General features: G+C 63.0%; 26 protein-coding genes. 9 read left to right on the plus strand and 17 right to left on the minus strand.

Going from position 1 to position 21,231, the window contains the following annotated elements; all coding sequences use genetic code 11:
• Positions 1 to 56 precede the first annotated feature (56 nt).
• The 5 genes from MNR02_RS04990 to lgt form a co-directional block, all read right to left on the minus strand.
• The gene (locus tag MNR02_RS04990; RefSeq protein WP_241948826.1) at positions 57 to 830 is read right to left on the minus strand and encodes a hypothetical protein; all 774 of its coding nucleotides are present in this window, start codon (positions 828 to 830) and stop codon (positions 57 to 59) included.
• A gap of 108 nt (positions 831 to 938) precedes the next feature.
• Positions 939 to 2,090 (minus strand): Xaa-Pro peptidase family protein, encoded by a 1,152-nt coding sequence (locus tag MNR02_RS04995; RefSeq protein ID WP_241948300.1) that lies wholly within the window; start codon positions 2,088 to 2,090, stop codon positions 939 to 941.
• A 37-nt stretch (positions 2,091 to 2,127) separates the two neighbouring features.
• Positions 2,128 to 2,919: a peptidoglycan editing factor PgeF gene (gene pgeF, locus MNR02_RS05000; RefSeq protein WP_241948301.1), complete on the minus strand. Its 792-nt coding sequence runs from the start codon at positions 2,917 to 2,919 to the stop codon at positions 2,128 to 2,130.
• A 100-nt stretch (positions 2,920 to 3,019) separates the two neighbouring features.
• Positions 3,020 to 4,120 (minus strand): class I SAM-dependent methyltransferase, encoded by a 1,101-nt coding sequence (locus tag MNR02_RS05005; RefSeq protein ID WP_241948302.1) that lies wholly within the window; start codon positions 4,118 to 4,120, stop codon positions 3,020 to 3,022.
• A 13-nt stretch (positions 4,121 to 4,133) separates the two neighbouring features.
• Positions 4,134 to 4,946, minus strand: coding sequence for a prolipoprotein diacylglyceryl transferase (lgt, locus tag MNR02_RS05010; protein ID WP_371746732.1), 813 nt, complete (start codon positions 4,944 to 4,946; stop codon positions 4,134 to 4,136).
• Positions 4,947 to 5,185: 239 nt separating this feature from the next.
• On the opposite strand from lgt, the gene MNR02_RS05015 reads away from it, so the two are divergent.
• From MNR02_RS05015 to MNR02_RS05030, 4 genes are all read left to right on the plus strand, one after another.
• The gene (locus MNR02_RS05015; RefSeq protein WP_241948304.1) at positions 5,186 to 5,443 is read left to right on the plus strand and encodes an accessory factor UbiK family protein; all 258 of its coding nucleotides are present in this window, start codon (positions 5,186 to 5,188) and stop codon (positions 5,441 to 5,443) included.
• Between the two features lie 391 nt (positions 5,444 to 5,834).
• Complete coding sequence (locus MNR02_RS05020; protein ID WP_134647073.1) at positions 5,835 to 6,335, plus strand: YbjN domain-containing protein; 501 nt, start codon at positions 5,835 to 5,837, stop codon at positions 6,333 to 6,335.
• Between the two features lie 2 nt (positions 6,336 to 6,337).
• Complete coding sequence (proC, locus tag MNR02_RS05025; protein ID WP_241948305.1) at positions 6,338 to 7,156, plus strand: pyrroline-5-carboxylate reductase; 819 nt, start codon at positions 6,338 to 6,340, stop codon at positions 7,154 to 7,156.
• A gap of 108 nt (positions 7,157 to 7,264) precedes the next feature.
• Entirely contained in the window at positions 7,265 to 7,606 is a 342-nt protein-coding gene (locus tag MNR02_RS05030) for a tRNA-binding protein (protein WP_241948306.1), read from the plus strand.
• 5 nt (positions 7,607 to 7,611) lie between these two features.
• Here MNR02_RS05030 and MNR02_RS05035 read toward each other — a convergent pair whose 3' ends face one another.
• The 4 genes from MNR02_RS05035 to MNR02_RS05050 are packed head-to-tail and all read right to left on the minus strand — an operon-like array spanning position 7,612 to position 10,844.
• Complete coding sequence (locus MNR02_RS05035) at positions 7,612 to 8,196, minus strand: DUF1349 domain-containing protein (protein ID WP_241948307.1); 585 nt, start codon at positions 8,194 to 8,196, stop codon at positions 7,612 to 7,614.
• A gap of 13 nt (positions 8,197 to 8,209) precedes the next feature.
• Positions 8,210 to 9,592 carry an ATP-binding protein gene (locus tag MNR02_RS05040; protein WP_241948308.1) on the minus strand — a complete coding sequence of 461 codons (1,383 nt, stop codon included), beginning with the start codon at positions 9,590 to 9,592 and terminating at the stop codon, positions 8,210 to 8,212.
• 31 nt (positions 9,593 to 9,623) lie between these two features.
• On the minus strand, positions 9,624 to 10,331 hold the full coding sequence (locus MNR02_RS05045) for a response regulator (protein WP_241599267.1): 708 nt from the start codon (positions 10,329 to 10,331) through the stop codon (positions 9,624 to 9,626).
• Positions 10,332 to 10,355: 24 nt separating this feature from the next.
• Entirely contained in the window at positions 10,356 to 10,844 is a 489-nt protein-coding gene (locus MNR02_RS05050) for a MarR family winged helix-turn-helix transcriptional regulator (protein WP_370879907.1), read from the minus strand.
• 254 nt (positions 10,845 to 11,098) lie between these two features.
• Here MNR02_RS05050 and MNR02_RS05055 point away from each other — a divergent pair, with 254 nt between their 5' ends.
• Positions 11,099 to 11,986 (plus strand): branched-chain amino acid aminotransferase, encoded by an 888-nt coding sequence (locus tag MNR02_RS05055; RefSeq protein ID WP_241948309.1) that lies wholly within the window; start codon positions 11,099 to 11,101, stop codon positions 11,984 to 11,986.
• Between the two features lie 64 nt (positions 11,987 to 12,050).
• Here MNR02_RS05055 and MNR02_RS05060 read toward each other — a convergent pair whose 3' ends face one another.
• On the minus strand, positions 12,051 to 12,320 hold the full coding sequence (locus tag MNR02_RS05060; RefSeq protein WP_241598120.1) for a hypothetical protein: 270 nt from the start codon (positions 12,318 to 12,320) through the stop codon (positions 12,051 to 12,053).
• 290 nt (positions 12,321 to 12,610) lie between these two features.
• On the opposite strand from MNR02_RS05060, the gene MNR02_RS05065 reads away from it, so the two are divergent.
• Both MNR02_RS05065 and MNR02_RS05070 read left to right on the plus strand, forming a co-directional pair.
• Positions 12,611 to 12,775: a hypothetical protein gene (locus MNR02_RS05065; RefSeq protein ID WP_241598122.1), complete on the plus strand. Its 165-nt coding sequence runs from the start codon at positions 12,611 to 12,613 to the stop codon at positions 12,773 to 12,775.
• Positions 12,776 to 12,849: 74 nt separating this feature from the next.
• Positions 12,850 to 13,491, plus strand: a complete 642-nt coding sequence (locus MNR02_RS05070; protein ID WP_241599271.1) for an MBL fold metallo-hydrolase — start codon at positions 12,850 to 12,852, stop codon at positions 13,489 to 13,491.
• A gap of 49 nt (positions 13,492 to 13,540) precedes the next feature.
• Here the strand turns inward: MNR02_RS05070 and MNR02_RS05075 are convergent, their stop codons facing one another.
• The 6 genes from MNR02_RS05075 to MNR02_RS05100 form a co-directional block, all read right to left on the minus strand.
• Positions 13,541 to 13,975 (minus strand): BA14K family protein, encoded by a 435-nt coding sequence (locus MNR02_RS05075; protein ID WP_241948310.1) that lies wholly within the window; start codon positions 13,973 to 13,975, stop codon positions 13,541 to 13,543.
• Positions 13,976 to 14,109: 134 nt separating this feature from the next.
• Entirely contained in the window at positions 14,110 to 14,325 is a 216-nt protein-coding gene (locus MNR02_RS05080; protein WP_134647092.1) for a cold-shock protein, read from the minus strand.
• Positions 14,326 to 14,726: 401 nt separating this feature from the next.
• A complete protein-coding gene (locus MNR02_RS05085; RefSeq protein WP_241948311.1) occupies positions 14,727 to 15,629 on the minus strand; it encodes a DMT family transporter in 903 nt (300 codons plus the stop codon).
• An 87-nt stretch (positions 15,630 to 15,716) separates the two neighbouring features.
• Positions 15,717 to 16,886: a PQQ-dependent sugar dehydrogenase gene (locus MNR02_RS05090; RefSeq protein WP_371746733.1), complete on the minus strand. Its 1,170-nt coding sequence runs from the start codon at positions 16,884 to 16,886 to the stop codon at positions 15,717 to 15,719.
• 72 nt (positions 16,887 to 16,958) lie between these two features.
• Positions 16,959 to 17,162 (minus strand): hypothetical protein, encoded by a 204-nt coding sequence (locus tag MNR02_RS05095; protein ID WP_241948313.1) that lies wholly within the window; start codon positions 17,160 to 17,162, stop codon positions 16,959 to 16,961.
• A 175-nt stretch (positions 17,163 to 17,337) separates the two neighbouring features.
• Positions 17,338 to 18,249 carry an EAL domain-containing protein gene (locus MNR02_RS05100; protein WP_241948314.1) on the minus strand — a complete coding sequence of 304 codons (912 nt, stop codon included), beginning with the start codon at positions 18,247 to 18,249 and terminating at the stop codon, positions 17,338 to 17,340.
• Between the two features lie 323 nt (positions 18,250 to 18,572).
• On the opposite strand from MNR02_RS05100, the gene MNR02_RS05105 reads away from it, so the two are divergent.
• The gene (locus MNR02_RS05105; RefSeq protein ID WP_241948315.1) at positions 18,573 to 19,775 is read left to right on the plus strand and encodes a pyridoxal phosphate-dependent aminotransferase; all 1,203 of its coding nucleotides are present in this window, start codon (positions 18,573 to 18,575) and stop codon (positions 19,773 to 19,775) included.
• 120 nt (positions 19,776 to 19,895) lie between these two features.
• Positions 19,896 to 20,129 (plus strand): hypothetical protein, encoded by a 234-nt coding sequence (locus MNR02_RS05110; RefSeq protein ID WP_241948316.1) that lies wholly within the window; start codon positions 19,896 to 19,898, stop codon positions 20,127 to 20,129.
• Here MNR02_RS05110 and MNR02_RS05115 read toward each other — a convergent pair.
• Positions 20,126 to 21,220, minus strand: a complete 1,095-nt coding sequence (locus MNR02_RS05115; protein ID WP_241948317.1) for a calcium:proton antiporter — start codon at positions 21,218 to 21,220, stop codon at positions 20,126 to 20,128. The genes MNR02_RS05110 and MNR02_RS05115 overlap by 4 nt on opposite strands.
• Positions 21,221 to 21,231 lie beyond the last annotated feature (11 nt).

Below are 21,231 nucleotides of genomic sequence, written 5' to 3' on the forward strand. Positions count from 1 at the left end.
GGGCGCTTGGAAAAGCGATTCTTCGCATTTCGCTGTGATTTACCGTTTCGAGGGTCTTAACCGGGCGCGGAGCTGCGCCAGTCGAGGTACTGGCGAATGGTTTTCTGCGCGATGCCCTCCATCGTCTGCGCCGGGACCGCCGCCCACGGATCGGTGGCCGTGCCATCGACGCTTTCCTGGCCCTGAATGCGATGCAGCCGCGCGCCTGAGCCGTCCAGCACATCCCACACATAGATTACGGTGGTCTTGCCGGCGTCGTTCATCGCCGAGAAATAGCCCTTGAGGATATGGCTTGCGGAATTGTCGGAGGCGCTGCGGATCGTCAGACCGCTCGATCGGGCTTCGGCCCCGAGCCGTTTTGACAAGGGTGTGACGGCCTGCACCGGCGCGCCGATGATCGGCAGGAAACGGATCGTCTCGCCGCCCGTGGCCTTGGCCGGCGGGAGAGCCGCAAGTTCTTCTGCGCCTTCGGATGTCTCGGCTGCAAGCGAACGCTGGGCCGCCGTGCGGCTCAGTTCCGCTTCCGTCGCGGAGACGCTGCCGCCGCCCTGGTTGCGCGCGAGCGCATCGGCCTGACCCTGAAGTGTCCCAGCCGTATCCGCGCCGGTCGAGCCGCCGCCGATACCGGGCGAGGCGAATGCCGTTTCCGCGGATGTGCCTGTCACCGGGCCGGTGTCGGCGCTCATCCGGTCGAGATCGCCCTGGGTGACCGGCGGCGAATTGAAATTGCCACCGACATCGACGCGCGGGATCAGCGCATCGGTGCTGTTGCAGCCGGCCAGGATTGCAATGAGGCCGATCAGTGCCAGCCGCTTGTTCAGCTTCTGCATTGTCATCGTCCGTGTCCTGCGGAGGTGTTGCCCTCCGTTCCCCGCATCGAGTTATGCGGGATGGTTCCGGGCCCTGTCAATTACAGGATGTCGCCGGTGAAAACCGCGTCAGGCCTCGATGAAGTCGAGCCCGTAGCGCGACAGCGCCTTCGGCGTGTCTGTTGTCGTCAGGTATGTTTGGCCAAGCGTCATCGCGGTGCCGGTGTCCGAATCGAACAGCAGCGTGTGCACGAACAGCGACATGTTCGGCTCGATCTCCTGCGGATTGCCGAGCAGGAAGGCCTGATGGTCCATCCAGGAGGGCGCAAAGCGCGCGCCCACCGAATAGCCGCAGGTGTTGAGCCGGTGGCGCGCAAGCCCACGCTCGTCGATGAGGCGGGTAAAGGTCTCGAAGACCGTGCCGAAGGTGTTGCCGGGCCGAAGCACCATCTCCATCGCCTGCAAGGCCTCGCGGCAGGCACTATAGAGTTCGCGGTGGCGGCTGGTCGGCTCGCCGACGATGGCGGTTCGCATCATCGGCGCATGGTAACGCGCGCTCACACCGGACCATTCGAGCGTCAGCTGATCCTGCGCATCCAGCCGGCGCCGGCCGGATTTCGAGCGGCAGAGCAGGGCGTCGGCGCCCGAGCCGATGACGAATTCGTTGGCGGCATAATCGCCGCCGCCGGCCAGTACGGCATTCTGTAGGGCGGCCAGGATCGCCGCCTCGTCGGCGCCGGCGGCGATCAGCGGGCGAGCGGCATCGAGCGCATCGTCGGACAGGGCAGCGGCGCGCTCGACATAGGCGATCTCGGCCGGGCTCTTGATGAGCCGCAGGCGGCTGACGGTGCCGGACGCGTCGACGATCTCGCCAAAACTCTGGAGCTGGTTGTCCAGCAAACGGGTGTTGCGGCCGGTCAGCCCGTGCGTGTCATATTCGATGCCGATGCGGCAGCCGAGCAAGTCGAGGTCCGACAGGAGATTCTTCAGGTCCATCGTCGGGTCCGCATTGACGCGGTCGACCCAGATCTCGATCTTTTCGATATTGGAGGTGTGGCGGGCCTGGCGCAGGTCGGCCGAGCGGGTGAGCAGCACCATGCTGCCATCGGCCTTCACGACGAGCGTCTGGAAGAAGCAGTAGCCGAAGGTGTCGTAGCCCGTCAGCCAGTACATGCTCTCCTGCGCAAAAAGCAGGACGGCGTCGAGCTTGTCCTCCCGCATGCGTGCGGTGAGCCGCTGGAGCCGGTTGGCGTATTCCTCGCTGTCGAAGTGAAGTGCCATGGCGGTGTCTCCCTCGTCTTCGTCTGTTGTTTGCGCTTCAGCCCGCGATCATGATCGCCGAAATCTGGCGGCCGTAATCGGGTTCCTGCCGGTGCGTGGTGCGCCGGTAGGAGAAGAAGCGATCTTCGTCGGGATAGGTGCAGATGTCGAGATTTTCGGCGGTAACGCCGGCATCGTTCAGCCGCTGAGTGGTGAACGCCGGCAGATCGAACATGCTGTGGCCGGGTTTATCTGAAGGCGTGAAGTAGCGGCCGTATGCCGGATCGACGGCCAGGAAACGCTCGACGAATTCCGGCCCGACCTCATAGTTTTGCCGGGCGATCGACGGGCCGAGGCTGGCGACGATGGCCTCGCGGCGGGCGCCGAGCGCCTCCATGGCAGTGATGGTGTTTTCCAGCACGCCGAAGAGCGCGCCCTTCCAGCCCGCATGCGCGGCGCCCACGATGCGGGCCTCAGGGTCGCAGAACAGGATCGGGCCGCAATCGGCCGCGAGAACGCCGAGCACGACGCCGGGCGTGGCCGTAACGAGCGCATCCGCTTGTGGGCGGCTGCCGTCATAACCGGCATCGACGGTCACGACATCCGGCGAGTGGATCTGATGCACGGTCGCAAGCCGGTCCGGCGCTACGTCGAACCACCGGGCGACACGGACGCGATTCTCCTGGACGTTCTCCCGCGCGTCGTTCGAGCCGAGGCCGACATTGAGGCCGCGATAGATGCCTTCCGAGACGCCGCCGGCGCGCGTGAAGAAGCCGTGGCGCACGGATTTTCCGGCGCGTTCGGCGATCAGCGGGCTCTGGATGGGGGAGGGAAGCGCTTGGTCCTTCATGGTCTCTCGGCTGGGCTTGGAGGGGCCGCCAGGCAAGGAACGCGGCCGGGGCATGCGGGGTGCAAATCGGGCGGGATGTTGTCCGCCCGAGGGCGGCGTGTCAATCCGGCTGACGGAACGGAAACAGCGCAAGCGGTTCGCTGCCCACCGCCAAGACCTTGAAAAGATCGCCCATTCGGCCTGCGCCCGAACCTGCGAGACGGGCGACATCATTCAGAATCTGCTGCTGCGCCGCTTCATCCCGGTTGCGCCCGAGGGCCGATGCACGCTCGCCGATGCCGAGGCCGACGAGGAAATCCCCCTGGTGCAACATGCCATGGATATGGAGGCCGGAGGCTGCCGCGGCAGCCGCCAGGCGTTCGAAATCCACATGGCTTGTCAGGTCGGCCTCGCCGGGATGGGCAAGCGGCGGATCGAAGTCGTGCTTCAGAACCGCCTGAAGCGTATCGCCGAAGCCGCTGACGAAGTGACCGTAGTCGATGATGAGGGCAGTGCCACCGAAGCGGGCGATGCGTTCGCCGATCGTCGCCATCACCGCTTCGCGCGCAGGGGCGATCTCGAAGATCGTGCCGTTTTCTACAGTCTTATGATTGTCCGGCAGCAGAGCGGGGTCGATGCCCGCGACACCGGCGGCAAAGGTCAGCTCGTCCTCGGCATCGAGCCCTACAAGGCGCTCGCGAAAGCCTGTAGGCGTCTTGACGAACTGGCGGATGGGGATGGCATCGAACAGCTCGTTGGCGGCGAGCAGAACGAAGCCGTCTGGCAACTCCTCGAAACTGTCGTGCCAGCTGACGCGGCCGGCATGGAGCCCGAGCGTCTCGTGCTGGATCTCGCGCAGCCTGGGGCTCGTCTCCACAAGATGGAAGGTTGCGCTCTCGTAGAGTTGCGGCGCGAGCTTGGCGACGACGCGCAGCATGTCGGACATCATGGTGCCGCGGCCGGGGCCGATCTCGGCGATGCGCACCCGTTCCGGTCCGCCATGCTTCTGCCAGGCATGGACGAGGAAGATGCCGAGCATCTCGCCGAAGAGCTGGCTGACCTCAGGTGCGGTGACGAAATCGCCGGCGCGGCCAAAGGGGTCTCGCGTACGATAGTAGCCATATTCGGGGTCGGCGAGGCACAGCGCGAAATAGTCCGTGATGCTGATCGGACCATTGGTATGGATCAGCGCCTTTATCTTGCGGGCGAGCGGTGTCGACATGGCATTGATCCGTTCAGGCGCGGGCCGGCTCGGCCGGGCGTGCGCGCAGGATGGCCCAGATGCCGAGCGCGAGCATGGGCAGCGACAGCACCATGCCCATGGTCAGCCAGCCGCCGAAGAGATAGCCGAGCTGCGGATCCGGCTCGCGGAAGAACTCGACCGTGATGCGCGAAAGAGCGTAGCCCGCGACGAAGATGCCGGTCACCAGGCCCGGGCGCTTCAGCGCGCCGAAGCGATAGATCGCAACGGCGATCACGGCGAGCAGCAGGATGCCCTCGAGCCCGGCTTCGTAAAGCTGGCTCGGATGGCGGGCGAAGGGGCCGGCCTCCGGAAAGATCACCGCCCAGGGCGCATCCGACAGCCGCCCCCACAGCTCGCCGTTGACGAAATTGGCAATGCGGCCGAAGAACAGGCCGATAGGCACGACGGCGGCGACGATATCGAACAGGCTCCACAGCGGAATACTGTGACGCCGCGCAAACAGGATCATGGCGAGTGTCGTGCCGGCGAAGCCGCCGTGGAAGGACATGCCGCCTTTCCAGACCTGAAGGGCACGCAGCGGGTCGGCCGCGACATTCGGAAAATCGTAGAACAGGATATAGCCGATGCGGCCGCCGAGAATGATGCCGACCGCGGCCCAGACGAGGAAGTCGTCGAGCTGGGCGCGGGTGATCGGGGCTTCACCCGCCCACAGGCGCGGCGTTTCGATCAGCCTGCGGGCATAGAGCCAGCCCAGCATGATGCCCACGACATAGGCGATGCCGTACCAGTGCACGTCGACCGGGCCTATGGAAAAGGCGATCGGGTCGATTTCGGGATAGGGCATGATGGCAAAGAGCTGCGCGATGTTCGTCAAGCGTGGATATTCCTCGTTTCGGGCGGAAGATGGCGAGGCCTTGCGGCAGGGTCAAGGCGGGAAATGGCGATTGCTTCTGCCCGGCAGGTCCCAGGCGCGCCGATCCACCGGAATCCGCTTGCAAGCGGCGGTCCAAGACCCTACCTCAAGGGACAGGATGCGGGCGTAAGCGCCCGCCGCAACCATCGACACCCGAGGAGGGAAGACCCATGACCACCGGTGCGAACCGCATTCTCGACGATTTCGCAAAGCTGATGACCGATGCCGCGGGTGCTGCCCAGGGCATGCGCAAGGAAGCCGAAACGATGGTTCGCGCGCAGGCCGAACGCATCATCAACGGGCTCGACCTCGTCAAGCGCGAGGAATTCGAAGCGGTGCGCGAAATGGCCATCAAGGCGCGGGATGAAAACGACGCGCTCCTGAAGCGCCTCGAAGCGCTGGAAGCGCGCCTCAGCTCAGGCAATTGAACCGTTTCGCTACAGCTTTTCACAGCACAGACTCGGTTGGCGTGATTCACATCGTGCCAACCGTTTTTTTTAATAAAATTTTTACCCCTGTGGACACTTGCGAAAAGCCCTTTTGGCAGAGTCTCTTAAGCGCTCGACCTGAATCTTTTTCGGAGCGGCTTTCCACAACCGTCCGGGGAAAACGGGTGCTCAGGGGCTGGCGTCGTGACTCCGCCGTTATACACTGATTTTAAATGATGATTCGAAACAGGCGGCGCAAGCTTCGGACAGGGTAAGTCGTCCAGTCTGCGTGCAGTGCCTAGCAATCATTCAGTGTTGTATCCGGAGTAAGGTTTGCCGCGTCGTGTGTGTGAGCGCGATAAGGCATGCCTGCCGGCCTTGAAGGTGACGCATGAGCCTTATGGAATTGGATATCGGGCGCCAGTCCAACCCGGTCGACATGATCGAATTCGTCGCGGCGAACAACGATTGGACGTTCGAACGGTCGGGCGAAGACGAGATCGCGATGACCGTCGAAGGCAAATGGACGGACTACCACGTCTCCTTCTCCTGGATGGAGGAATTCGAGGCGCTGCATCTGGCCTGCGCCTTCGACATCAAGGTTCCCGAAAGCCGGGTGAACGAGGTCATGTGCCTTCTCTCCCATGTCAACGGACAGGTGCTGATGGGGCATTTCGACCTCTGGCGCCGCGAGGATGTGGTGATCTTTCGCCAGTCGCTGCTGCTTGCCGGCGGCGCTGAACCGACCAACCAGCAGGTCGAGGTGCTGCTCTCCAGCGCGCTCGAATCCTGCGAAGCCTATTTCCAGGCCTTCCAGTTCGTCGTGTGGTCCGGCATGGATGCGCAGTCGGCTGTCGATGCCGTGTTGTTCGAGACGGTCGGGGAGGCCTGATCATGAGCGTGGCCGCGAACGGACCCATCGTTCTCATCGGTGCCGGCAATATGGGCGGCGCGATGCTCGCCGGCTGGCTGAAGAGCGGTATTTCCGGCGCGTCGGTGATCGTCATCGATCCAGGCCCGCAGCCGGCGATGGCCAAGCTGATTGCCGATAACGGTGTGCGCCACGAGACCACGGCGCCCGAGGGCGTGAAGGCCGGGGTCATCTTCGTTGCTGTCAAGCCGCAGGTCATCGATCAGGTGCTGCCGCCGCTCAAGGGGCTGGTCGGCCCCGAAACGGTGATCGTCTCCGTTGCGGCCGGCAAGACCATCGCCAATCTCGAGAGCCATCTCGGCGAGGCCGCCACCGTGCGCGCCATGCCGAACACGCCGGCAATGATCGGCCGCGGCGTGACGGGCGCCTATGCCAATGCGCGTGTGACCGAGGTCCAGCGCAATTTCGTGCACGCCCTGCTCAAGGTGAGCGGCCCGGTCGAATGGGTCGCCAGCGAGGGCGACATCGATGCCGTCACGGCGGTGTCGGGCAGTGGCCCGGCTTATGTCTTTTATCTCGTCGAGTGCATGGCAGAGGCAGGCCGCAAGGCGGGCCTGCCGGCGGACCTCGCCATGCGGCTCGCACGGGAAACCGTCGCGGGGGCTGGTGAATTGCTTCACCAGTCCCCCGACGACGCGAGCCGTCTGCGCCAGAACGTGACCTCGCCGGGCGGCACAACGGCTGCAGCACTTTCGGTGCTCATGGCCGACGACGGCATGCAGCCGCTTTTCGACAAGGCCATTGCGGCGGCACGCCTGCGCGCCGAGGAATTGGCGGGTTAACCCGTTTTCCTGAATCGCAGGAATCGGTTAGTCCGTTCTTTTCATCCAGTTCCTTGCGGACTTCATGTTCCCCGGGAATTGCCCTGAACGATTGCGGGATCCTCCTTCATGACCGACACCATTGCCTATGCCGATTTCGAGCGGGTCGACATTCGCGTCGGCACCATTATCGAGGCGCTGCCGTTCCCCGAGGCGCGCAAGCCCGCTTACAAGCTGACCATCGACTTCGGCCCTGAAATCGGCACGAAGAAATCGTCGGCGCAGATCACCGTCCATTACAGGCTGGAAGAACTGGTCGGGCGGCAGGTGCTTGCCGTCGTCAATTTTCCGCCGCGCCAGATCGGACCCGTCCGCTCGGAAGTCCTGACGCTCGGTTTCGAGGATGCAGCCGGCGCGATCGTTCTGGCCGGCGTGGACCAGCCGGTGCCGAACGGCAAGAAGATGTGCTGAACTTTCTAGTGAATGTCTCTTGAGAGGGGCGGGCCCAGCCGGAAGTCCGTGAACTCGGCTTCGAAGCCTTCCCGCTGTGGCGAGCAGGTCATGACGCCGACCGACAGTTCGGTGTATTCCGTCGGGAAATAGGCGAGGCGGGCCATCCGCCATTCCACCATGGCGTCCGTCCTGTACTGAATGAACAGCGCATCGCCGTTGCGTGTGACGCGGACGGAAATCAGATCGAACTCATCGTTGATCCGGAAGGCCGACCAGTCGGAATGGCCGCGCGTGACGACGACGCTGAAGTGCTTCGCGCCGTCGGTGAACTCGATGCCGCATTTCACCCAGGCTGCTTCGTCGTGGCGGATCATCAGGCCTGCCTGGTCGTAGAGCGTTTCGTAGCGGCCGCGAAAGGTCGTCTCCAGCGTAAAGTCGCCGGACCGTTGCCGGTGCAGGAAATGGCCGCTGTCAGGCTGGAAACCGTAATAGGTACGTTGCCAGAAGTCCGTCTTGAGGCCAGTGCGCACATGCAGGCTGCCCTCCCGCAGGTCCGCGGCGGGTGGCGGATTGAGCCAAAGGAGATCGTTGAACGGGGCTTTGCTCATCGGGTCTTTCCTGTCAAACGGGAACGCGGATCGTCACACGCAGACCGCCCATCGGGCTATCCGAAAGCGTGACGTTGCCGCCGTGGCTGCGGGCGATATCGAGCGCGATGGCAAGGCCGAGGCCGGTGCCGGAGGCATCCAGGTTGCGGGCGTCATCGAGGCGGAAGAATGGTTTGAAGACGTCATCGCGGGCTTTTTCCGGAATGCCGGGGCCGTCGTCGTCAACGGTGATGGTCAGCCACTTGGCGCGATGACGCGCCTCGACGTGCACGCTCTTCGCGTAACGCAGCGCGTTGGAAACGACGTTGCCGACAAGGCGCGTGAAGGCGTTGGGGCGCACCATGATCTCGTCATCGCCTTCTATCTCGCTGGAGAAGGCGCGCTCATGCAGTTCGGCCTCGAGGGACAGCCGCTCGATAAGGTCCGAGAGGCGCAGTTTGCCGACATCCTCCTCGGCGTCGCCGCGGGCGAAGGAGAGGTAGCCTTCCAGCATGGTCTGCATGTCCTCGACATCCTTTCCCATGCCCTGAAGTTCAGGTTTGTCGCCGGCCAGCGCCAGTTGCAGCTTGAAGCGGGTGAGGATCGTGCGCAGATCGTGGCTCACGCCCGTGAGCATGGCGGTGCGTTGCTCGATCTGGCGCTCGATGCGTTCGCGCATGAGGATGAAGGCGAGGCCCGCGCGTCGCACTTCGTCGGCGCCGCGCGGTGCGAAATTCTCCGGCATCTTCTGCCCCTTGCCGAAGCTTTCGGCCGCCTGCGCCAGCGCGAGGATGGGACGGATCTGCCCGCGCAGGAAGAGGATGGAGATGAGGATCAGCACCAGCGAAGCCCCGACCATCCAGAGCAGGAAAATATGGGTGTTCGACGCGTAGGCCTGGTTTCGCCGCGCATAGACGCGCAGGATCTTGTTGTCGAGCAGGATGCGGATCTCGACGACCTTGCTCTCGCCCACGGTGTCGATCCAGAACGGCCGGCGAATCTGGCGGACAATTTCCTCGCTCAGGATCTCATCGAGGATATTGAAGAAAGGCTTGCTGCGCGGCGGCGGCAGCGTCGTGCCCTGCTCGACGGAGATAATGAGCTCCAGCCGCTCGCGGGCGATGCGTGTGATCTCGGCGTAGTCGTCGTCCTGCGGATAGGTCTCGATCAGGTCGATGATGGCGGCGATGTCGCGGGTAACGGCCATGGACAGGCGCTGCGTGACGAGCTGCCAGTGTCGTTCCATGAAAACAAAGGCGACCACCGCCTGGAGAAGCACCATCGGCAGGATGATGATAAGCAGCGAGCGGGCGTAGAGGCCGGTCGGCATCTGGTGGCGCAGCCAGCGCGTGAAGCGCTTCCAGCCGACGGACGGCGCGCGCTCGATATCCCGCCGGAAAGCCGAAAACAGGGTCATGTGGTCACATTCCCCGACGGACCGCGCACGGTCAACCCTGCTCCACGCTCAGGCGGTAGCCGATGCCGCGCACGGTCTGGAGCCAGACTGGGTTGGACGGATCTTCCTCGATCTTGCGGCGCAGGCGGTTGATCTGCACGTCGATGGTGCGCTCGCCCACCTCCGTTTCCTCGCCGATCAGTTCGTGGCGCGGAATGGTCTCGCCGGCCCGCTGGGCAAACAGCAGCATGATGTCCTGCTCGCGATCGGTAAGCCGGATGGGATCGCCGCCGCGTTTCAGTTCCTTGCGCACGATGGAGAACGTGTAGGGACCGAACATGACCTGCTCGATCTTCGGCCCGGCGGGCGCAGCATTGCGCTTGAGGATGTTGTTGATGCGCAGCACCAGTTCGCGCGGTTCGAATGGCTTGGACAGATAGTCGTCCGCCCCGGCTTCCAGACCCTCGATGCGCGCCCGGGATTCGGCGAGCGCCGTCAGCATGAGGATCGGTACGGGCCGGATTTCCCTGAGGCTCTTGGTGAGCGACAGGCCGCTTTCGCCGGGCATCATCACGTCCATGATGATGAGGTCGTAGTCGAGGCCGCGCAGTTTGCGCCGGGCCTCGTCGGCATCCGCCGCTACCGTCACACGAAACCCCTGCTCGACGAGATAGCGGCCGAGAAGGTCGCGGATGCGCGTGTCGTCATCGACGACCAGAAGGTGGGAAGCATCGTCGGAGGGCGCGCCGGCAGCCGTCATCGTCATCAATCTCCCTGAAACCGGTCAGTCGCTCTTGGCATTCTGCATGCCGGCGAGAAACCGGATTACGGTGCGCCGATCGTCCGGCGCCATTTTCTCGAATGCACGGGCGATGCGGCGGGATTGCGGCTCAGCCAGTGCGAGCGCCAGTTCCCGCCCCGTCCGCGTCGGGTAAAGCTTGCGCTGGCGGCGGTCCTCGGGGCCGGCCACCTGCTGGATATAGCCGGAATCCACGAGCTGCTTCAAGACGCGTGCCAGGCTCTGCTTGGTGATCTTCAGCGTGTCGAGAAGATCGGCGACCGTCATGCCGGGCTCGCGGTTGACAAAGTGAACGACGCGGTGATGGGCGCGCCCGAAGCCGCTCTTTTCGAGAATGGCGTCGGGATCGGAAATGAAGTCGCGGTAGGCGAAGAACAGACCTTCGATGATCTCCATATCGATGCGGCCGTCGCCGGTCATCGCGTCCTCGTGCAGCTCGTTCTTGCCGTCTTTGTCCGGCATCTGTCGGGCCACGGTGTCATTTCCTTTCATGTCGCGCCACCCTTGCGTAATTTTCGGCAAGATATGTCAGCTTTGTTGACATATTTTTCCGTCATTGCTAGGGTTCCCGTCGTTATTGCGGTCCCCGGGGCACCGTTGCGAGGTGTTTGCCCGATTCTCAATCTGGACTACCTTTCCACTCAGGTAATCCCGCCGTTTCTGGTTAGACCGCAATTGGCGAAACAATCAACAGAAAGAATGGCGTGAGAGCGCCGGAGGATGACACGATGGCAGTTCCCTTCGATCAACTGGATGGACAAATCTGGTTCAACGGTGAGTTCGTCGACTGGAAGGATGCAAAGATCCATGTGCTGACGCATGGCCTGCACTATGCAAGCGCCGTGTTCGAGGGCGAGCGCGCTTATGGCGGGCGCATCTTCAAGCTCACCGAGCATAACCAGCGCCTGCACGCCTCCGCCGAAATTCTCGGCTTCAAGATTCCCTATTCCGTTGAAGAGCTGGATGCCGCGAGCGTGGAGCTCCTGAAGCGCCAAGGCTTCTCCGAGGCCTATGTCCGCCCGATCGCCTGGCGCGGTTCGGAAATGATGGGCGTTTCGGCACAGAGCAACCGCATCAACGTGGCCATCGCCATCTGGCAGTGGGGCAGCTACTTCAACCCGGCCGAAAAGCTGAAGGGCATCCGTCTCGACATCGCCGAGTACCGTCGTCCCGACCCGCGGACCGCGCCGTCGAAGTCCAAGGCCGCCGGCCTCTACATGATCTGCACGATCTCCAAGCATGCCGCCGAGGCCAAGGGCTACGCGGATGCGATGATGCTGGATTATCGCGGCCAGGTGGCGGAAGCGACCGGCGCCAATATTTTCTTCGTCAAGGATGGCGTCATTCATACGCCCACGCCGGACTGCTTCCTCGACGGCATCACGCGCCGCACGGTGATCGAGCTTGCCAAGCGCCGTGGCTATCAGGTCATCGAGCGGGTCATCATGCCGGAAGAGCTGTCGGACTTCTCCGAATGCTTCCTGACCGGCTCGGCCGCCGAAGTGACGCCGGTCTCCGAAATCGGACCGTACCGCTTCACGCCCGGCACGATCTGCGAAACGCTGATGAACGATTATATGAAGGAAGTCTACCCGGTCGCTGCGGCCGCTGAGTAAGCGTCAGCCGCGTCATTGACGCCAAGTCGGCGGCCCCAGCGGGCCGCCGTTTTTCGTTCTGCGCTCAGGCCGCTTTCTTGCCGAGAACCGCGCCGACGATTGCGGTGAGCACGCCACCCCCGACCAGGCCGCCGATACCGTTGGCGACGAGGCCGCTCAGGCCCGCTTCGCCGCCGAGCAGCTGGAGCAGCATACCGCCGCCTACGCCGCCGATGGCGCCGACAATGGTGCGAACGATAACGCTGACGGCCGCCTGCTTCAGCGCCGCACCGGCGACGTTGCCTCCGACAGCGCCGGCAATGAGCTGCGTGATGATGGGCATCAATGCTTCCATGGAATTCCCCTCCTGATCGTCCGCCGAGGGTTACCCCAGGCGGACAGGTTGCCCTCGGACCGCAGCCCCTCGGGACCGCGCCCCGCGCCGATAGACTCGACAGTCGAAAGGTGCGGCCAATTTTGCGGCCTGTCAATTTATCCGTGTGAGCTGCATGGCGCATTCGCCGTCAGGTGCAGGGTAGATGCCCTGTATCCGCAGGAACAGACGCGTTTTGCGCATCGCCGTAAAAGTCGTTGGAACAAACATGCCCCACGGCTATTTCCCCAGCACAATCAAGGAGACGGACAATGCATCCCACGACGAAGACGCCGCATGACACGGTTGCCAGAGGGCTTCGGCCGGTGGTTTTCCTTTATGCCATGCTTAATATCGTCGTCGCCACATTCCTGCTCTCGACCGTCTCCCTTTCGCCCGTCAGCGGCCCCGCGGAAGAAATGGCAAGCCTGCGCTGACGTCCCGCTTGGTGCGGAGTATCCCTTCCGGCTATAGGTGGGCAAAGCGGCAACCGAGCGAGGACCCTATGGGCATGCTTCAGGCGGGCATCATTCCCGTCACACCTTTCCAGCAGAACTGCACCATTCTCTTCGATACGGAGACCAAGGAAGGTGTCGTGGTCGATCCGGGCGGCGATGTCGATGCCATCTTGCGGACCATTGAGGAGAACGGCATCACGCTGAAGGCGATCTGGCTGACGCATGGCCATATCGACCATGCGGGTGGCGCGAAGGAACTCAAGGAAGCGCTCGGCCTCGACATTGTCGGCCCCCACAAGGATGACCTGCCCTTGCTGCAGGCGCTCGAAACGCAGGCGCAGCGCTTCGGTGTGGCGATGAAGGTCTCGAATGTCGTTCCCGACCGCTGGCTGGACGATGGCGACACCGTTTCCTTCGGGGAGCACGAGTTCGAGGTGTCCCATACGCCGGGCCACGCTCCGGGCCACGTTATCTACTTCAACCGCAAGCAGGGCTTCGCCCATCTCGGCGATGTATTGTTCCAGGGTTCGATCGGCCGGACGGACCTGCCGGGCGGCAACCATGAGCAGCTGCTCCAGTCTATCCGTGACAAGGTGCTTCCTCTCGGAGACGAGGTCGGCTTCCTGTGCGGTCACGGCCCGGGCGGCCGCATCGGCGAGGAACGGCGCACCAACCCGTTCCTGCGCGGTCTCTGAAACGAAAACGGGCGCCGTCAGGCGCCCGCTCTTGTTCATGTGGGTGGTGTCAGCCCGCGGTGCAGAAATGCTCGCGGCCGTCATAGCCGACGAATGTGCCGCTCTGCGGGTCGAACGAGCGATAGCGGCGGGCGCAGTAATCGTACCAGGACTGGGTCCAGGGTTCGTAGCTGGGGGCCGGACGGTAGATTACGCGGCGCTCGGGTTCGGGATAGTATTCCGGCTCGACATAGCGGCGCTCGACGTAACGCGGTTCGTCGTAGCGGGGCTGGGAAGCAAGCGCGCCGCCGATGATGACGCCGGTGGCAAGACCGAGCGCGCCGCCGATCAGGGCGTCGCGGTCACGGTGGCGGCGGTGCTCGCGATAGCCGCCGTCGCGCCAGTAACCGTCGCGGTCGCGCGCCTGGGAGACGCCGGCAGTTGCGGTCAGCGCCATCGCGGCGACGGCTACGGACAGGACCAGGGCCTTCATTATGTTCTTCATGGCATCGTTCCTTTGGACGCCGGCCTTTGCCGGTCGATGACAGGAATAAACTAGATGATTTTGGCTGAACGCAGGCTGAACGAAAAAACCCGGCATCACTGCCGGGCTCCAACTCAAAATCCTGAGATTACCGGTTAGCCGGCAATCTCGAGGTTGACCGCCTTCGGGCCTTTGCCGCGGCGATCAGGTTCCGTGTCGAAGCTTACCTTCTGGTTTTCGGAAAGGCCGTTCAGGCCGGAAGCCTGTACAGCAGAGATGTGTACGAAAATATCCGCACCACCATTGTCGGGCTTGATGAAACCAAAGCCCTTCTCAGTGTTGAAGAATTTTACAATGCCAGTTTCGGCCATGCGTCAGGTCCTTTTCTCTCTGCCCGTATATTGGCGGCGGGCAGAACGTCAGTTTTGCCCCGAAGGGCGTTAGGCAGGCAGTTCTCGAGGTTGAGGAAAGGGTCCTGTTTTCACCGCAGCCAGCCAACCATATGACCCTGGGATCATCCAGATGTTGGCTGCCCGGAATTATTTCGCGTCTCCGGCGCGCTTTTATTAAAGGTCTTCCCGTGTCCGCAAATTGCCCGAACAAAGGAAGATTGATGTGTTTGTGGCAAATTGGCAAGCAAAAGTTTTGGCGGGCATTTGACATGCCTCACTTTGGTCAAATTGCAGGCGATTGCCGAAAAAGTCACCCCCCGCCATGAAGGAAGAGGTTAGTGGCAAGATCTATATTGTGCGGTCGCGGGAAACGGCCGGCATCATACTTCGGCGGGCGTATTCCCGCGCCGCTCGCGCAGCAGTTCCGGCACCAGTTCCACAGCAAGCATCGCAAGGAAGATGATTCCGCAGCCAATATAACCGGCTGTGCTGATGGTCTCGCCCAGCAGAAGCACGCCGAAGAAGGCTGCGAACAGCGCCTCGCTGGACAGGAAGATCGCCGCCTGCGGCGCAGTCGTATAACGCTGCGCGATGTTCTGGACCATGAAGGCGAGGCCGCTGGAGAACAGTCCGGCATAGAGGATTTCCGGCAGAGCGCCCGTGATGGCGGCGAGGCTGACCGGCTCGAAGAGCGCGCCGAAGGCGCAGCCGAGCACGCCGCAGATGGCGAACTGCGTGAGTGACAGCGCGAGCGGCCGCCCGGAGCGGCCGGCGAAGACACCGACGCAGATCATCTGCACGGACCAGAGAACCGCACACAGGATGGTCAGCATGTCGCCGACCGTCAGGGCTGCAAGCGTGCCGCCGGACAACAGGAAGATGCCGACGGACGCCATGACGGCGGCCGGCCAGATGACCCAGTGCGGCCGACGGCGCAATATCAGCACGGTGAGAATGGGCGTGAAGACGACATAGAGACCGGTGAGGAAGCCGGAATTGGTGACGGTCGTCGTGAGGAGACCGACCTGCTGGGAGCTGGCGGCGGCGAAGAGCGCAAGGCCTGTCAGCACGAAGCCGGCCATGTCCCTGCGGCTGACGGCGGTTTCGGCGCGCATCTGTTCCCACCGGGCGAAGGGCAGGGCGACGAGGGTTGCCACTGCAAAGCGCAGGCCTATGAACCAGATCGGCCCGAGCGTCTGCATCGCGGTCGATTGCGCGATGAAGCCCGCGCCCCAGATGGCGCCGGCCAGCAACAGGAGAAGGTTCGCCTGAATGCGCGTCATGTCATTCCACCCTGATGGAGGCAACCGGCGCGGAAGGCGCCGCTCATCCTGCTAGCAGGCGCCCGTTTTTTGGGCAAGGGTGGAGGCTCAGTCCGTCGCGTCGGCCCGCGACACGCGCAACAGGGCGCCGTCGTCCTCGTCGGTCAGAAGGAGAAGCGCTCCATCCGGCGCGACGACGACATCGCGGATGCGGCCAAACTCTCCGCCAAACATGCGCTCCTCCGAGAGGACCGCGCCGTTTTCATCGCGCTCCAGCCGGGCAACCAGGCGGTAGGCGAGTGCGGCGACGATCAGGTTGCCATCCCATTCGGGAAACATCGCGCCGCGATAGACGGCGATGGCGCCGGGCGCGATGGACGGATCCCAATAATAGAGTGGTGGTTCATAGTCGGCAGCCGTCGAGCCAAGCTCGAACTCTGCGCCCGAATAGTGGCGGCCGTAGGAGACGCGCGGCCAGCCGTAATTGCGCCCGGGCTGCGGATTGTTGATCTCGTCGCCGCCGCGCGCGCCGTGTTCGGCGGTCAGCAGCGTGCCGTCCTTCGGATCGATAGCGATGCCTTGCGGGTTGCGATGGCCCTTCGACCAGATTTCCGCCAGCCCGTCCGAGCTGCCGAGGAACGGGTTGTCCGCATGGGGCGTGCCATCGGGATTGATATGCAGGATGGCGCCGGCATGGTCGCGCGGGTCCTGGGCGCGTTCGCCTTCGCCGCGATCGCCGATACCGAAGAAGAGGCTGCCGTCGCCGGCAATCGCGATGCGGGAGCCGAAATGCTGGCCGCGTGTCGTCAGGCGGCTCATCTGGAAGATGCGGGTCGTGTCCTCGAGCCGTGTGCCGTCTTCCGACAGCCGCCCCCGGGCGACGGCCGTGCCGACACCGCCATTGCCGCGTGCGCTATAGGTGAGGAACAGAATGCGGCTGGTCTCGAAATCCCCTGCCAGCGCAATGTCGAGCAGTCCGCCCTGACCGTTTGTCGCCACTTCGGGCAAGCCTGAGATGGGGGCGGAAACCTTTCCCGCCTGCACGCGCCGTAGCGTGCCGCCCTTTTCGGAAACCAGATAGCTGCCGTCCGGCAGCACTTCGACGGACCAGGGGTGGTTGAGGCCGCTCGCGACTGTCTCGACGGCAAGCGGGACCTTCTTGCTGGGAACGATGCGAATATCGGCCAAGGCCGGCGTAAGGGACAACGGCAGCGCGATGACGAGGGCGATGACCTTACTGCCCCATGTGACTATCCTGAGTCTTTGCCGTTCCTGCATAGCCATCTCCCGCCTCTTGCCGTTACCTGACGCAGAGCCGTGCGGCTTGCAAGAGCGGCGGCCGCCGGCGTGTCACTTTTGCGCGGGGTGAACCTGATGGGAGGCTGCATTACCGATACCGGAGGTCTTGATCGTGTCGAGCGCGACGGCCGGCGGCGACATCAGGCTGACCACCATGAGCACGCATGCGGCCAGTGCCGTCATGGCGATAAGAAACATGGCCCTCGACTCGCGGGCCTTTGGCGTCTTGCCGGGCTTGTCTTCATCCAGAAACATCGTTGTCCCCTGTCTTTGCTTTTTGCTTGAATGATGTCCAAAAGGCCTGCCGAAATCGGCGCGACAAGGACCGAATTGCGGCAAGGCCCGACATTTATTGTGGCGAAAAAAAGGCATGGTAAAAATGTCACGTTTCCAAATGCTTCAGGCGAATAGAAGGGGCGTCTGCGCCGTCTTAGACACCCCTTCTGCCGAAGTGCCGAACGGCTCTCGCGACACGGTGTTCGACCGGAGCTACGGCATCGGATAGGGGGGCGGCGGGTTGCTCCGCCGCAGGGCTATCCTCGCCGATATCGGGAAAGGTCGTGTTGAAGTGCGTCGGAGCCAGTTCCGGCCGGGCGAGAAGGAAGCCTTGCATCAGCGGTCCTCCCATCTCGCGGCAAAGCGCCATGGTCTCCGGTGTCTCGATACCGCCGACGATGGTTTGGATGTTCTTGTCTGCGAACTGGCCGATCACGACCCGCAGGAGCGCCAGGCCGGCCGAGTTTTCGGCAAATTCCTGCAGCCAGGATGTATCGAAGGCCACGAATTGCGGCTTCAGGCGCTCGAGGCGGGCAAGATCGCGGTCATCGCCGGTGTATTCGTCGATCGCGATGGAGAAGCCGGCCTCGTGCAGCCGGTCGGCGAAAAGCGCGAGGGCCTCGGCATCGTCGCCCGGCAGCTGACGAATTTCGCAGGCGATACGCTCGGGAGCGATTCCTGCCTCATGGGCGGCAAGCCGCAGCCACTCCGCTTCCTGGCGCATGGCCTGCGGCGCACGGTACAGGCCGGAATGGACGCTCATGATGAGGGCGACGTCAGGCCGGCCGATGAGGCCGGCATTGAGGATGTGCAGGCTGCGGCACAGGCCGTCGACTGCGGCGCGCTCATCCTCCGGCACACTCTGGAAGAACTCGCCGGGAGACGTCGGCATATCGCCGGCGCTGGCGCGGATCAGCCCCTTGAAAGCCGCGATCTGCAACCGTCCGTCCGCATGTTCGCGGAAGATAGGCTGGAGCGCCGATTGCAGGAAATAGGGGCCGTAAACGGCGCTGTAAGCACCGTCGGCCTGCCGCACGAGGTTGGTGAAGATGCTTCTTTCACTCATGCAGAGCACCATCAACGGTAGGGCTATCGACCGGCGCAGGATAGACCGAATCCGTTAAGGGCTGCTTAATCGTTCGCGTAAAAATCTCATCTTTTCTCTCGCCTCAACCATTTGGTGTCTGGAGTTCCCGGCTTGTGGGCGATCCATTCGCTTTTGTGATGGGGCGTATGAAATTTTGCGCGAAAGCCCGGTTTTCCTGCTTTTTTTCGTTCGCGTGCTTGCAAGACCGGCGCAGTTTCGACATAGACCTAACCGCTATGGAGCCCGGCGCTCCGGGTCCATGGCTTCAAGCCGTCTTTGAACCCGATGAGGACATCTCCATCATGGCCTTTCTTGCCGACGCCCTTTCCCGTGTGAAGCCCTCCGCCACCATCGCTGTTTCCCAGAAAGCGCGCGAGCTGAAAGCGAAAGGCCGCGATGTCATCGGGCTTGGCGCAGGCGAGCCGGATTTCGATACGCCCGACAACATCAAGGCTGCCGCCATCGAGGCGATCAAGCGCGGCGAGACGAAGTACACGCCGGTCGCCGGTATCCCGGAACTGCGTGACGCCATCGTCAAGAAGTTCAAGCGCGAGAACAACCTCGATTACACCGCCGCGCAGACAATCGTCGGCACAGGCGGAAAGCAGATTCTTTTCAACGCCTTCATGGCGACGATGAATCCGGGTGATGAGGTCGTTATCCCGACACCTTACTGGGTCTCGTACCCGGAAATGGTTTCCCTGTGCGGCGGCACGCCCGTCTTCGTCGCCACGACACAGGAAAACAAGTTCAAGCTGAAGGCCGAAGACCTGGAGAAGGCGATCACGCCCAAGACCAAGTGGTTCATCTTCAACTCGCCGTCCAACCCGTCGGGTGCTGCCTACAGCCACGCCGAGCTGAAGGCGCTGACCGACGTCCTGATGCGTCACCCGCATGTCTGGGTACTGACCGACGACATGTACGAGCACCTGACCTATGGCGACTTCAAGTTCGCGACGCCGGTCGAGGTCGAGCCCGGCCTCTATGACCGCACGCTCACCATGAACGGCGTTTCCAAGGCCTATGCAATGACCGGCTGGCGTATCGGCTATGCGGCCGGTCCGCTCAACCTCATCAAGGCGATGGACATGATCCAGGGCCAGCAGACGTCGGGCGCATGCTCGATTGCCCAGTGGGCGGCTGTAGAGGCGCTGAACGGCACGCAGGACTTCATTCCCGAGAACAAGAAGATCTTCGAGGGCCGTCGTGACCTCGTGGTCTCCATGCTCAACCAGGCCAAGGGCATCGAGTGCCCGTCGCCGGAAGGCGCGTTCTACGTCTATCCGTCCTGCAAGGGTCTGATCGGCAAGACCGCACCGTCGGGCAAGGTCATCGAGACCGACGAGGACTTCGTGTCCGAGCTTCTGGAAGCGGAAGGCGTCGCTGTCGTGCACGGTTCGGCCTTCGGCCTCGGCCCGAACTTCCGCATCTCCTATGCGACGTCGGAAGCGCAGCTCGAGGAAGCCTGCAAGCGCATTCAGCGCTTCTGCGCAGCCTGCAAGTAAGGTATACCGCCTTTCCTGATTGAAGAACCCGCCGGAGACGGCGGGTTTTTACGTTCGGTCCATGAAATTGCTGTCATCGTGACCGATATAGAGGTGACATCGACAACGCGGAGCCGAACCATGAAAGCCATACCCCTCTCCATCGCCACCATGCTTGCGCTTTCCACCGCAGCCGTGGCCGCGGACGGCGATCGTTATACAGGGCAGAGGGACGATGCGCCGCGCGGCGGGGTGGTGGTCAGCGAAGGCGCGCGCATGATGACGGCGTGGGATTACTTCTTCAACAATCCGGAAAAATACCACTCCATGCGCAACGGTCCCGGTGAATACCATGTCGGCGGCATGCGCCGCTAAAGTCCAATCAGCGTCAGCATGATGAACGTGGCGAAGAGGATGAAATGCGTCATTCCTTCGATGGCGTTCGTCTCGCCGTCATTGAGGTTGATGGCGGCGGCGATGAGCGTGATGGTCACCATCACCGTCTGGACCGGCGACATCGCCATAATGAAGGGCTGGCCAGTGTAGAGCGCGATGGCCTCCATGACGGGCACCGTGAGGATGACCGTCGACAACGAAGCCCCCATGGCGATGTTGACGACCGATTGCATGCGATTGGCGAGCGCAGCGCGCAGTGCCGTCAGGATTTCTGGCGCGGCCGAAATGGCTGCGACGATCACCGCCATCAGCGCCGGCGGCGCGCCGGTGCCCTTGAGCCCGGCGCCGAGCAGCACCGACATCACTTCCGCCAAAGCGCCGATCAGCACCACGCCCGCGACGATAACGAGGATGGAGACGGTCGCGGATTCGTCTTCTTCCGGTGCGCTGCTGTCGGGGTGCTCCTTCCGCTCGGCGCGCGGATAGGCATAGCTGAAGAAATAGCTGTGTGCGCCAACCTGCATGCGTAGGAAGACGGCATAGAGCGTGATCATCGCGCCGATGGTGAACAGGGAATAGAGATGCCAGCTTTCGCGCGGTACGAATTCGGGCACGACCATGGAGATGCCCATGGCCGTCAGGATCATCACGCCATAGGTCTTGCCGGAATCGTCGTTATAGGGTTGCTCGCCGTGGCGGATGCCGCCGAGCAGGGCGGCAAGCCCGAGGATGCCGTTGATATCGAGCATGACGGCGGCGTAGATCGTGTCGCGCACGAGTGTCGGCGAGGTTTCTCCCCGCATCATGATGGCGAGGATCACCACCTCCACCAGAACCGCCGAGAGCGTCAGGATCATCGTGCCGTAGGGATCGCCTACCTTGGAGGCGAGGATTTCGGCGTGGTGGGCGACGCGGGTGGAGACCAGCACGATCACTGCAATCAGCGCGAAGGCGGCAACCAGCATCGCCGGACGGCCCAACTCCAGCAGGCTGTGTTCGGTCGCATAGGCAAGGACCGCCACGGCGAGCCCGACAAGCAGGAAACGTTCCTTGGTGAGGCTGGAAAGCATGGGTGGCTGGC

The sequence above is a fragment of the Shinella sp. H4-D48 genome (genome assembly GCF_022637395.1).
GTDB lineage: Bacteria > Pseudomonadota > Alphaproteobacteria > Rhizobiales > Rhizobiaceae > Shinella > Shinella sedimenti.

Excerpts from the sequence above, each read along its gene's own strand:
- MNR02_RS04990 (WP_241948826.1), bottom strand. The coding sequence starts at position 830 with ATGCAGAAGCTGAACAAGCGGCTGGCACTGATCGGCCTCATTGCAATC.
- MNR02_RS04995 (WP_241948300.1), bottom strand. The coding sequence starts at position 2,090 with ATGGCACTTCACTTCGACAGCGAGGAATACGCCAACCGGCTCCAGCGG.
- pgeF (WP_241948301.1), bottom strand. The coding sequence starts at position 2,919 with ATGAAGGACCAAGCGCTTCCCTCCCCCATCCAGAGCCCGCTGATCGCC.
- MNR02_RS05005 (WP_241948302.1), bottom strand. The coding sequence starts at position 4,120 with ATGTCGACACCGCTCGCCCGCAAGATAAAGGCGCTGATCCATACCAAT.
- lgt (WP_371746732.1), bottom strand. The coding sequence starts at position 4,946 with ATGCCCTATCCCGAAATCGACCCGATCGCCTTTTCCATAGGCCCGGTC.
- MNR02_RS05015 (WP_241948304.1), top strand. The coding sequence starts at position 5,186 with ATGACCACCGGTGCGAACCGCATTCTCGACGATTTCGCAAAGCTGATG.
- MNR02_RS05020 (WP_134647073.1), top strand. The coding sequence starts at position 5,835 with ATGAGCCTTATGGAATTGGATATCGGGCGCCAGTCCAACCCGGTCGAC.
- proC (WP_241948305.1), top strand. The coding sequence starts at position 6,338 with ATGAGCGTGGCCGCGAACGGACCCATCGTTCTCATCGGTGCCGGCAAT.
- MNR02_RS05030 (WP_241948306.1), top strand. The coding sequence starts at position 7,265 with ATGACCGACACCATTGCCTATGCCGATTTCGAGCGGGTCGACATTCGC.
- MNR02_RS05035 (WP_241948307.1), bottom strand. The coding sequence starts at position 8,196 with ATGAGCAAAGCCCCGTTCAACGATCTCCTTTGGCTCAATCCGCCACCC.
- MNR02_RS05040 (WP_241948308.1), bottom strand. The coding sequence starts at position 9,592 with ATGACCCTGTTTTCGGCTTTCCGGCGGGATATCGAGCGCGCGCCGTCC.
- MNR02_RS05045 (WP_241599267.1), bottom strand. The coding sequence starts at position 10,331 with ATGACGGCTGCCGGCGCGCCCTCCGACGATGCTTCCCACCTTCTGGTC.
- MNR02_RS05055 (WP_241948309.1), top strand. The coding sequence starts at position 11,099 with ATGGCAGTTCCCTTCGATCAACTGGATGGACAAATCTGGTTCAACGGT.
- MNR02_RS05060 (WP_241598120.1), bottom strand. The coding sequence starts at position 12,320 with ATGGAAGCATTGATGCCCATCATCACGCAGCTCATTGCCGGCGCTGTC.
- MNR02_RS05065 (WP_241598122.1), top strand. The coding sequence starts at position 12,611 with ATGCATCCCACGACGAAGACGCCGCATGACACGGTTGCCAGAGGGCTT.
- MNR02_RS05070 (WP_241599271.1), top strand. The coding sequence starts at position 12,850 with ATGCTTCAGGCGGGCATCATTCCCGTCACACCTTTCCAGCAGAACTGC.
- MNR02_RS05075 (WP_241948310.1), bottom strand. The coding sequence starts at position 13,975 with ATGAAGAACATAATGAAGGCCCTGGTCCTGTCCGTAGCCGTCGCCGCG.
- MNR02_RS05080 (WP_134647092.1), bottom strand. The coding sequence starts at position 14,325 with ATGGCCGAAACTGGCATTGTAAAATTCTTCAACACTGAGAAGGGCTTT.
- MNR02_RS05085 (WP_241948311.1), bottom strand. The coding sequence starts at position 15,629 with ATGACGCGCATTCAGGCGAACCTTCTCCTGTTGCTGGCCGGCGCCATC.
- MNR02_RS05090 (WP_371746733.1), bottom strand. The coding sequence starts at position 16,886 with ATGCAGGAACGGCAAAGACTCAGGATAGTCACATGGGGCAGTAAGGTC.
- MNR02_RS05095 (WP_241948313.1), bottom strand. The coding sequence starts at position 17,162 with ATGTTTCTGGATGAAGACAAGCCCGGCAAGACGCCAAAGGCCCGCGAG.
- MNR02_RS05100 (WP_241948314.1), bottom strand. The coding sequence starts at position 18,249 with ATGAGTGAAAGAAGCATCTTCACCAACCTCGTGCGGCAGGCCGACGGT.
- MNR02_RS05105 (WP_241948315.1), top strand. The coding sequence starts at position 18,573 with ATGGCCTTTCTTGCCGACGCCCTTTCCCGTGTGAAGCCCTCCGCCACC.
- MNR02_RS05110 (WP_241948316.1), top strand. The coding sequence starts at position 19,896 with ATGAAAGCCATACCCCTCTCCATCGCCACCATGCTTGCGCTTTCCACC.
- MNR02_RS05115 (WP_241948317.1), bottom strand. The coding sequence starts at position 21,220 with ATGCTTTCCAGCCTCACCAAGGAACGTTTCCTGCTTGTCGGGCTCGCC.